Genomic DNA, 12,151 nt, shown 5'->3' with positions numbered 1-12,151 from the left:
AAGGTTTAGAAAAATCTATTCTGCCCATCAGCGTCTCAATTGCAAGCCAAATTACTTTCAAATACACCTTTAAATATGAAAAAATACGCCCTTGCGCTTGATCTGATTGATGACGCTGCGCTCATTGCCGAATACGAAGACTACCATAAACATGGCTGGCCGGAAATAACGGCTAGCATTATTGATTCCGGAATTTTAAAAATGGAAATCTATAGGGTTTCAAATCGGCTATTTATGTCGATGGAAACCACCGAAAAGTTCAGTTTCTCACATAAGGCGCAGATGGATGAGAAAAATGAAAAGGTCCAGCAATGGGAAAAACTCATGTGGAAGTTTCAGCAACCTTTGCCCTTTGCCGACGAAGGAGTGAAGTGGGTACTTATGGAAAAAATATTCGAATTGGATTGCGCAAAACAAATTAAGTAAACGACCAGCCATTAATGAAAGCAGCGCTATGACTCTTCCCGCTAACCGCTAGAAAAAGACCTTCTTGATGGTGTACTGCACCTTATGCTGGTGTAGCTTTTGAAATGAGAAATCTTAAATGGGATCAAAAGACATCTTGGTCTGATTACAAAAATGAGCCCGTTTAGATAATCTTAGACACGTGAATTTTTATCGCCCTGTATGATATCCGCCTTTAATGTACTAAGTTTACCCACCAAACCAAGTATATTATGATGATTGCCATCAGAATGTTTTTTTCATTTTGTCTGATCATAATTAGCTTTCATGCTGCTTTTGCCCAGTCTATAAATGACGAATCCGTCAGCAAACGATGGTTAACTACCAAAAACTATACGATAGCCGATGGGCTTCCCTCAAAGAGCACTACTGCTACACTCCAGGATAAAAAGGGGTTTATATGGGTTGGAACCGAAAATGGTCTGTGCCGTTTCGATGGCTTTAATTTTAAGGTGTTTTCAAAGAAAATAGGTGATAGCACCTCCATTACAAACAATTATATCAACGCACTCTGTTTGGACCGTCAGGGCCGGATATGGGTGGCAACAATGGACGGGCTCAATCTGTTCGATCCGCTTTCTGAAACTTTCAAAAGATTTTTCCACAACGAAAAAAAGCCAGGCTCTTTAAGCAATAATAAGGTATGGTCTATTTTGTGTGATAGGGAAGAAACCGTTTGGATTGGTACCGATGATGGATTTAATCAGTATATACCCGATCGGCAACAATTTCGCATTTATAAGCCACATCCCACAAGACCAGGCAGTATGGTAGGCAAATCTGTTAACGCGATCATCCAGGATGACGGCAACAATTTATGGCTGGGGAATTGGAGCGGGGGGCTTAACAAATTTGATAAAAAAAGCAGGCTCTTTACCAGCTTCCGTCAATATCACGTCAATGGAGAGAAAAATCCAAATGACATTTGGTCCCTCAGTTACGCTTCAAATGGAAGTATATGGGTTGGAACCTATTGGAACGGTCTTTTTAGTTTCGACGTAAAAAGCAGTAAATTCTCTAAGATTCAGCATCCGGAAAATGAAACATATTCCGTCTTCAGTATTATGCCCTTGGATGACAGATCGCTGCTCATTGGGGGTAGCAACGGTTTTTATCGCTATGGTATACTGTCAAAAAAGTGGGAAAAGATCGGTAGCATAAAAAACTATGCCAACGGTGAGTCGTATAAAGACGTGAACGGTATCGTGTGGATAAATGCAGTAAACGGACTGTACAAAATAGATCATCAGCGTTATAATTTAAAAATTAAGCCACTGCCGTTTGGAAACAGGGGTATCAGCAGTATGCTTGTAGGAGATTCATCAATTTGGTTCGGCACTGATAATGGCCTTTTTAAAGTTGAAAGAAAATCTGGAAAAACACAGCTGTTTACAAAGAGCCAAGCAGCTAACAGTCTTACAAGTAATAACATAAGTGACCTTTATTTCGACACCAATGGGATTCTCTGGATATTAACAGAGAACGGTTTTGATAGCTACGATGAGCGTAAAGCTGTCTTCACCCACCACTATCATCACTCTTCAATCGGTAATCTATTTAACGAAGATGTTTTCAGGAGTATTTTAGAGCTTGATAAAGGCGTATATGTTCTGGCGACTGATGCAGGAATAAAGATTTTTGACCGGAATAAAAACAAATACCAGCATTTCTATAACCAGCCTCAAAATGGGCTTTCAATAAATAATAATCACGCTTATGTGCTCTGCAAAGCTTCTGATGGTAGGATTTGGGTAGGGACTTATGGTGGAGGGGTAAATATATTCGATAGAAAAACTGGTAGCTTCACGCAGGTCACGACTGATAATGGATTAAGCAGCAATGTTATAAATAAAATTTTCCTTGACACTAAAAAGAATATTTGGATCTGTACTCCTGATGGATTAAATATGTACAATCCACGCACAAAGCAGTTTCAGGGCTATTCGAAAAGGGAAGGCTTTTCCAGTAATATCTTCAAAGATATCATTGAAGATAGCCAGGGAACCATTTGGCTGATAACCGAGAACGGTATATCCAGCTTGGTTCCAGCGACCAGTAAGGTTAGGAATTTTGATGAGGCTGACGGGTTTTCGGTAAATGCTATTCTTGGGCGTAACGGCGATTCTATTTTTGTTGCCGGAAGCAAAGGTTATATTGCTTTTCACCCTAAACAGGTTACCTTAAATGAGGGCAGTCCCAAAGTTTATATTACCGATTTTATGGTATTTAGCAAATCCGTGCTGCCAAAGCAAACAGGTCCCTTAAAGGAAAACATCAATACTGCAAAAGAAATTGTCCTTGAGTATGATCAAAGTGTTTTTTCGTTGGAATTTGTTGCACTAAATTATGCCGATCCGATGAAAATAGAATATGCTTACCGGTTAGTGGGCTTCGATAAAAAATGGAATGAGGTAGGCAATCAGCGTAATGCTACTTATACAAATCTGAACCCCGGAGTCTATCGTTTTGAAGTAAAGGCGACCAACAGTGACAGGGCCTGGAACAACGAAGCAACAACTTTGATTATAAGGATCAGATCTCCATGGTATCTGACATGGTGGGCTTATGTGATTTATACTATGCTGATTCTTCTAGGGGCCGGGATTTATATTTCTTACCGGAGAAAACAGGAAAAACTGAGATATGAGATAAAGATTGCCCATCTCGAAAGTGAAAAGGAAAAGGAGCTCAATGAAAAGAGATCGACATTCTTTACAAACATTTCGCATGAATTCAGAACTCCCCTCACACTGATCATCAACCCCGTAAAGGATCTTCTCCATCAGGATGGCAGGTACCTGGATACCCGCAACATGAATATTATCTACAGGAATGCTAAGCGTCTGTTAGGCCTTGTCGATCAATTGCTACGCTACAGTAAGGTGGATGCGCAGGGAGATACCTTAAAAACATCAGGAGTTAATATTGTTGAACTGGTGAAAGAGGTTTATCTATGTTTTGATCATCAGGCAAAATCAAATAGGATCGATTATTCCTTTCATAGCTCTTCAGCGGCCATTCAAATTATTGCCGATAGGGAAAAGCTTGAGATTGTGATCTTTAATTTACTCTCAAATGCCTTTAAGTTTACGCCAGAGGGTGGAAAGATAGGGATAGACATAAAGGAAAATGATGCTGATGTTACTATAGAGGTGAAAGATTCGGGATGTGGCATCAGCCCTGAAGCACAGGAAAAGATTTTTAACAGATTTTATCAGGAACCTGCAAAAAACAGGTCGTTTGGAGGTGGTTTTGGAATAGGACTTTATTTGGTTAAAACCTTTGTAGAACTGCATGGGGGAAAGATAAACTGCCTTAGTGATGCACATTCCGGAACAACCTTCCATGTCCAGATCTTAAAAGGCGGAAATTATATCAGTTCTTCTACGATTGATACCGATGTCGAGCAAGATCCGGGATTTTTTAAAGCGCTTGATCAGCATGGACTGGAAATTGCCGTTGAGCAGCATGATGAACTGTTGCTTAACGATTTTGTTTCCGAAGAAAGAAAATCTATTCTTATTATCGATGATAATGAAGAGATTGCCAGTTACCTCCGTCAAATTTTTGCTAAGGAATATCACATTCTACAGGCCTGGAATGGAGAAAGTGGCTTATCGATTATACGTGAGCTTCTACCTGATGTGGTAATCAGTGATGTAATGATGAATGGGATCGGGGGGATTGAACTTTGCCAGAAAGTAAAAGAAGACGAATCTATCTGCCATATTCCCATCGTACTACTCACCGCGAATACTTCTGAAGAAGTCAAATTAAAAGGTATTGAAAGCGGTGCGGATGATTTCATCAGTAAGCCATTCGATAAGAATCTGTTAATGGCCAGGATCGCGGGTATCCTCAGAAGCAAAAACAGCCTGCAGAACTATTTTTATAGTGAAATCACGCTGAATCCCAACAGCTTAAAAATATCCGCAGAATATAAAGACTTTTTAAAGAACTGTATCAGTATTGTTGAGCGGCATATTGATGACCCTGATTTTAATATCAAAACATTAGCCGAAGAATTGGGAATGTCCAGAGAGAATCTATATAAACGGATCAAATCCATTTCCGGACATTCATCCAATAGTTTCATACGTTTCATACGTTTGCGCAAAGCCGCCGAAATTTTTATTAGCACCGAAAATACCATTAGGCAAACCATGTACAGCGTTGGAATGAATGATATAAAATACTTTAGAGAACAATTCAAAAAAGTATTCCTGATGAACCCCTCGGAATACATCAAAAAATATAGAAGAGTCTTTTCAAAGACCGTTTCAGTCAACCAGGATCTTAAGCGTAAAAAAATATAACGGTACACTGTTAAGCCGCTCTCCCTATATTAACTTTTTTTCAACGGTAAGGTTAGCCAAGTCTGACGCATATTGTCCCTTATTTGTCAATCCAAAAGACACCCCCTCCGTTTGCCCCTCCAATTTTACCTGTTAGCCCCCCCTTTCTAGTTTGAAATAGGCTGAATTTAGTGAACATTATCAATACTGATCATTGAACTGTCGTTTCCTTTCTATCACGGGACTCCTGCTTTTAAAGGTTGGTATGATTATACTTTCTGACAGCAAATCCGCGATAATGAGTGGATGGCAGAAATTATTAAAAACCGATTATCAAATTATCAATAATTAAAGAAGGCAATATGACAATGAATAAACGGCTCATCAGGCATTCTTTTCGGCTGCTGAACGTCGACTACGTAAAACTCGGAAATAAGTGGAACTTCAGAAATGTAATCAGCCCGTATTATAGACTGTATTATATCGATGAAGGCGAAGGTGTAATATCCGGTCCGAACGGTTCACTTAGCCTAATTCCCGGTAATCTCTACCTCATTCCCAGTTTTACGCTCTGTAACCTCTATTGCGAACACTTTTTAAGCCAGTATTTTGTTCAGTTCTTTGAAGATTCGGCAGACGGGATATCGCTGTTTTCCAATTGCATGGAAAGTCTGCAGATTGAGGCAAACACTAACGATATCGCCAATTTTAAGCGACTCATCGCTATTAATCCGGGCAGAGGGATCAACAGGTCCAACGATCCAATGGTGTATGAAAAAGATATTTATTACAAGGAATACACCGAGCTGAATAACCTTCAGAGTATTGCTGTGCAATATGAAACACAGGGGATTATTTTTCAGTTGATATCCAGATTCTTAAAACCGGAAATATTTCATAAAGACAAGATTATTGCCAAGCCCTCTGCAGTGATGGATGCCATTGGTTATATACAGATCAATCTGCGGACACCGCTTAAAGTAAGTCATCTTGCGGACCGGGCAAATTTAAATACAGATTATTTTTCAAGGCTCTTTCACCGCTACACAGGTCAAAGCCCCGTGAACTATATCTTGCAAAAAAGAATAGAACGGGCCCAGTACCTCATTATTACCAGTAAAAAACAACAAGATGAAATTGCCGAATTAACTGGATTTGAAAATGTCCATTATTTCTCCAGGGTTTTTAAGAAGCTTACCGGACTAACACCAGGCGCTTACAAAACGCAGAATAAGACATTGAATTTTATTGATTGATCCCATGGGATTAATGCACATCAATTTCATGCTGAACATCATTTAATTTTCATTGAACAGCACATCAAAAATCGGAAAAGTATAAAAAGAAGTCTGTTTACAATAAATCATATCGCCTGATTAGATTTTATATTTGATCACATCATTAACCGGCTGTTATGGATGTATAACCAAATATTAAAGGCAACAGGTTTTGCCATTACACAATTAATTTTTTAATACCCACTGCGGATTTTTGAGTGATCTGATGAAGGTCATGGTCAGCCAGATGGATATAAAAGTACCAACTAACGCGACAATTATGAGAAAACTATTACCAGCCCCGTCTGCAACTTAAGGTAGGCCATTACAACCATTTCGTTTTTCTGTTTGAACCCTGTATGTCGGGGTATAAGGAACTGCTTTGACTCTTTTTTAGGCACTTCAAATGAAAAGCGACTATAACGAATTAAAGGTTCTGCTTAAGACAAAATTATGGTTTATAGCGCTTTCAGCACTGGTAAGCAGGTAAATGCAACCACAGGAGTATTAGATGGGGAATTTAAAGTGATCAAGGAAAGAATAGGCGCGCCGTTTCATCTTGCAATCAGCTGTCGGGCCCTTGGGAAAGGAATTTTACCGATCATTCCCAGTTTAAAGAATACTGCTGGTAGTTGGGCATTGAACAGGCTATTTGGCGTATTCCACTTATTAAAAAACCAACCGATTAACCAAATATAAACTAAATGAACGTGAATGCTTTAATGAAGTATGTTGCTATGAAGCGACGAACAACGCCTTTTCTGGGATCGAAGAAGAGAACCAGAGTCAATCTGTTCTGCATACCTTTTTTGATTTTGGGCTTATCCAGTCCAGAGACCGCCCGCTCCAAAACTACCGGTCACACTCCCTTTTTCGATATTTATTTTTTACGGGATGAGATTGTAGTCAAAGGAACCATAAAAGATGCTCAGGGACCGCTTCCAGGTGCAACCGTTACGCTGAAATTTGCCAAAATAGGGGTACAGGCAGATAACGATGGGAAATTTAGCCTAAAGGTTCCCGCAAATGGTACCCTGGTTTTCAGTATGGTCGGATATAAGACCAAAGAAGTGGAAATTAAGGGCGAAAGTACAATAAATGTAGTGATGGAGTCCCTGAATGATCTTGATGAGGTAGCCGTAGTCGCTTTTGGTACGCAAAAGAAGTCCAGCATGATCAGTGCGATTACCACCATCAACCCAAAAGACCTCAAAGTTCCATCCAGTAACCTTACGACTGCATTGGCAGGTAAACTGGCGGGAGTTATTGCCTATCAGCGCAGTGGAGAGCCTGGACAGGACAATGCATCCTTCTTTATCCGCGGGGTAACAACTTTTGGGTATAAAAAAGACCCGCTTATACTAATAGACGGAATTGAGGTTACCTCAACCGATCTGGCCAGAATGCAGCCAGATGACATTGCCAGTTTTTCCATCATGAAAGACGCTACAGCTACTTCCCTTTATGGCGCTAGGGGCGCAAATGGTGTCATCCTGATTGTGACAAAAACAGGTGAGGAAGGGAAAGCAAAAATCCAGGTCAGGTTTGAAAATTCTACATCTGAAAATACAAGAAACCTGGAGTTTGCAGATCCCATAACCTATATGAAACTTGCAAATGAGGCTGTTGTTACCCGCAATCCCTTAGGCATACTTCCATATGCCCAAAACAAGATCGATCAGACCGCATTGGGTGCCAATCCTAATATTTACCCTTCAAATGACTGGCGGACAATGTTACTTAAAAACCGTACGAACAATCAGCGTATGAATTTTAGTACCAATGGTGGCGGTAAGGTAGCCCGTTATTACATAGCAGGTACCTACAACAATGACAACGGTCTTCTTAAAGTTGATGAACGTAATAACTTTAACAGCAATATCAGCCTTAAATCCTATCAGTTACGCTCGAACATCAATATCAATATGACGAAAACCACAGAAGTCATTGTGCGTTTAGCCGGAAGTTTTGATGACTATACAGGGCCGATAGATGGTGGAAGCGGGTTGTATACCAAAATTATGAGGAGCAATCCCGTTTTGTTCCCTGCATATTATCCGGCAGGCCAAATGCCAAAAACAAACCACATTTTATTCGGAAATTCAAGTAACGGACTGCTGATCAATCCTTATGCAGATCTGGTGAAAGGTTACCGCGATTACTCAAGATCGCTGATGAACGCACAGTTTGAGGTGAAACAGGATCTGTCATTCATCACGCAGGGCCTTTCGGCGAGGGGCATGTTCAATACCTCCCGGTATTCTTATTTCGATGTCAGCCGGAATTACAACCCTTTTTATTATTCGGCCAGTGGCTACAATAGCCTGCAGGATACTTATGGTTTAACCCTGCTGAATGAGGGTTCGGCGACCGAATACCTGAATTACAACGAAGGTGCAAAGGATATCAATACGACAACCTACATGGAGGCTGCGGTAAATTATGTGAAGCAGATTTCGAAAGTAAATGATATAACGGCCCTACTGGTATATCAAAGAAGGCAACAGCTCTTTGCAAACAGCGGTACTCTGCAAAAATCTTTGCCGTACCGTAATCAGGGGGTGTCTGGACGTTTTACTTATGGCTATAACAACCGTTACCTCGCCGAACTCAGCTTTGGCTATAATGGATCTGAGCGTTTTTTCAAAACTGAAAGGTATGGTTTTTTTCCCGCGATAGGGCTTGGATGGCAGGTATCCAATGAGAAATTCTGGAAACCGATCAGCACTATCGTCAGTAAACTAAGGTTAAAAGCAACCTATGGAATTGTTGGGAATGATGCTATCGGATCACCGGAAGACCGTTTCTTTTATCTTTCAGAAGTTAACTTGTCCGATGGAGGCAAGGGTGCCAGGTTTGGTGAACAATTTGCCTATTATAGGCCGGGAATAACTGTCAATCGTTACGATAATGCTTTTATTACATGGGAAAGGGCAAAGAAATTCAATTTTGGTACAGAGCTGACCCTGTTTAACGATTTCAATTTGCAGGTTGATCTTTTCTCTGAAACCAGGGATAATATTCTAATGGAACGTGCCGCTATCCCAAGTACAATGGGGCTTGCGGCAGCCATCAAAGCTAATACAGGAAAGGCTAAAGCGAATGGAATAGATATCTCAGCCGATTATAACAAAAATTTCAATACATCTTTATGGCTGCGTCTGCATGGGAACTTCACCTATGCACACAGTGAATTTTTACAGTTTGAGGAACCTCAGTACAAAGAAAGTTATCTTTCCAGGATCGGGCAGTCGCTTAATCAGAATTATGGCTTAATTGCAGAACGGTTATTTATCGATCAATATGATGTGGCCAATTCTCCAAAACAGACCTTCGGCGAATATGCAGCGGGCGATATCAAATACCGGGATGTAAACGGAGATGGTCAGATTACCAACCTCGACCGGGTACCTATCGGCCTGCCTACCGTTCCGGAGATCATTTACGGTTTTGGCTTCTCTTCAGGATATAAAAACTTTGATCTGTCGGTGTTTTTCCAGGGGTCTGCCCGTTCCTCATTCTGGATCGACACCAGGGCCACAGCACCATTTGTTCCTTACAACTATCCCGGTGAATCATTGGGGGGGACACAAAATGCATTGATCAAAGCCTATGCAGACGATCATTGGTCTGAAGACAACCAGAACCTCTATGCGCTTTGGCCCCGGTTGAGCGACAGTCAGAACAATAACAACGTACAGACAAATACCTGGTTTATGCGCAACGGTTCATTTTTACGGTTGAAATCCGCTGAAGTAGGTTATTCAATCCCAAAAAAAATAATCAACAGGGTTAAGCTAAGCAATGCACGCTTTTATGTGAGCGGAACTAACTTATTGATTCTTAGTGGTTTTAAGTTATGGGACATTGAAATGGGTGGCAACGGCTTAGGTTACCCGGTACAGAGAGTTTATAATGTGGGTATACAAATAGGATTTTAATTATGAAAAAGACAAGCATATTTTTGGCAGCAGTTATCTTAACCTTGATAATCTCCTGCAAAAAAGATTATCTGGATATCGTTCCGGATAATATCGCAACAATAGAAAACGCATTCACCAATCGGAATGAAGCTGAAAAATACCTGTTTACCTGTTACTCTTACCTGCCCCAGGAAAGCAATGTCAGTCAGAATCCGGCAATGCTGGCCAGTGATGAGTTCTGGACTTATTGGCCTATTACTTCGCTAAGCCGGCTCCCGTCTTACCCTCAGCAGATCGCCAGGGGCAATCAGTCCCTTACATCGCCTTTGCTCAATTACTGGGACGGTGAGCAGGATGGTAAAGCCATCTACAAAGCATTGCGTGACTGCAATATTTTCCTTGATAATGTAGACAAAGTGCCAGACCTGGATCCATCACAAAAAAATATATGGACAGGCGAGGTGCAGTTTTTGAAAGCTTACTATCATTTTTATTTGCTCAGGATGTATGGGCCGATTCCAATCATCGATAAAAACCTGCCCATTACCGCAACAACCGAGGAGGTAAGGATAAAACGTGAGCCGGTTGATAAGGTATTTGACTATATCGCAGGATTAATGGATACCGCTGCTGCCAAGTTGCCCATTACCATTCAAAACCGCTCTTCTGAACTAGGTCACATTACCCGCCCGATTGCCATATCCATAAAAGCAAGGGTATTAACATTGGCCGCAAGTCCGCAGTTTAATGGAAATTCGGATTATAACGGATTAAAGAACGCTGATGGGACAGCGCTGGTAAACTCAACTTATAGTGTCGCGAAATGGAAAAAAGCTGCGGATGCCTGTAAACAGGCCATTGATCTTTGTGAGCTTGCAGGGATCCGTTTGTATAAATTCAATTCTGCATTAACCAGCATATCCGATAAGCTCAAGAAGGAGATGGATATTAGAAACAGTGTCTGTGAGCCTTGGAACCAGGAATTGATCTGGGGTTTTACAAATGGAACAGGATCGGGGATACAGCTTCAGTCGATACCAAGGCTCGATGCTGCTAGATCGGGCAATGAGAGTTTATTGGGACAACTGGCGCCGACAATACGCATGGCCGAACTGTTTTATACCAAAAACGGAGTGCCTATTGCGGAGGATAAAAATTGGAACTTTTCTGACAGATACAGTCTAAAAACTGCCTCTTCTTTAAATGGGGATTATCTGCAGGATGGCTACACCACCTCTGCACTACATTTCGACAGAGAACCCCGGTTTTACGCAGATTTGGCCTTCGACGGCTCTTTATGGTATATGCAGAATAAAACCTGGCCGGTACAGGCTAAATCAGGGCAGGGGCAATCAAGGCGTGCAGCATTTGGCTATTCAATTACAGGATACTTTACCAAAAAGCTCGTCAACTGGAAGTTTGTGATACAGGATGGTCTGAGTTATACCCAGGAAGAATATCCTTGGCCTTTGATGCGTTTAGCCGATCTGTATCTGTTGTATGCCGAAGCATTGAACGAGGCAAACGGCCCTTCGGAACCGGTTTATCAATACCTCAACCTGGTTAGGGAAAGAGCAGGTCTGCAAACCGTTCAGCTATCCTGGGATACTTATTCCAATAACCCTGGCAAATATAAAGATCAGGCAGGGCTAAGACAGATAATCCATCAGGAACGTGGAATTGAAATGGCATTCGAAGGGAGTAGGTTCTGGGATCTAAGACGGTGGAAAGAAGCTTCAGCAACGCTCAATACTCCAGTTTATGGATGGGACATTGAGCAGACCGATGCTACTGGGTATTATAGGCCAAAACTGCTCTTCAACCAGAAGTTTGTAGCGCCCCGTGATTATTTGTGGCCAATAAAAGAATACAATACGATTGTCAACCCCAATCTGGTTCAAAACCCTGGTTGGTAATTAATTATAGGATAATTTAATAATTGAATGTGATGAAAAATAATAAATGGTATGTATTGGCCACACTTTTTTGTGTGATGATACTTGGCTGCAAAGAAGATATACTGGCACCTTTGGAAAAAGATACAGTAGCACCGCCTCCGATTTCAAATCCCGTTTCGGAACGCATGGCAGGCGCAGTTAAGGTTTCCTATAATCTGCCCTCAGATGCAGACCTGATGTATGTGGTGGCAGAATATACAAATAAATACGGTAAGGTAATCAGCGTTAAAGCA

The 12,151-nt window shown here is 41.2% G+C and carries 6 protein-coding genes; all 6 read left to right on the top strand.

Features of this window, described 5'->3' with window-relative positions; translation table 11 throughout:
• Positions 1–75 precede the first annotated feature (75 nt).
• Entirely contained in the window at positions 76–426 is a 351-nt protein-coding gene (locus ASU31_RS26095) for an L-rhamnose mutarotase (RefSeq protein WP_057935177.1), read from the top strand.
• A 251-nt stretch (positions 427–677) separates the two neighbouring features.
• Complete coding sequence (locus tag ASU31_RS26090; protein WP_057935176.1) at positions 678–4,781, top strand: hybrid sensor histidine kinase/response regulator; 4,104 nt, start codon at positions 678–680, stop codon at positions 4,779–4,781.
• Between the two features lie 347 nt (positions 4,782–5,128).
• Positions 5,129–6,016, top strand: coding sequence for a helix-turn-helix domain-containing protein (locus tag ASU31_RS26085; RefSeq protein ID WP_057935175.1), 888 nt, complete (start codon positions 5,129–5,131; stop codon positions 6,014–6,016).
• A gap of 725 nt (positions 6,017–6,741) precedes the next feature.
• Positions 6,742–9,978, top strand: coding sequence for a SusC/RagA family TonB-linked outer membrane protein (locus ASU31_RS26075; RefSeq protein WP_245224619.1), 3,237 nt, complete (start codon positions 6,742–6,744; stop codon positions 9,976–9,978).
• 2 nt (positions 9,979–9,980) lie between these two features.
• Complete coding sequence (locus ASU31_RS26070; RefSeq protein WP_057935173.1) at positions 9,981–11,876, top strand: RagB/SusD family nutrient uptake outer membrane protein; 1,896 nt, start codon at positions 9,981–9,983, stop codon at positions 11,874–11,876.
• Between the two features lie 32 nt (positions 11,877–11,908).
• Positions 11,909–12,151, top strand: a 243-nt coding sequence (locus ASU31_RS26065; protein ID WP_157258317.1) for a DUF4959 domain-containing protein, incomplete at its 3' end; no start/stop codon positions are given.

Source organism: Pedobacter ginsenosidimutans (assembly GCF_001442625.1).
Classification (GTDB): Bacteria; Bacteroidota; Bacteroidia; order Sphingobacteriales; family Sphingobacteriaceae; genus Pedobacter; species Pedobacter ginsenosidimutans.
Note: the sequence above shows the minus strand (reverse complement) of the source record. Positions and strands in the feature narration are given on the sequence as shown.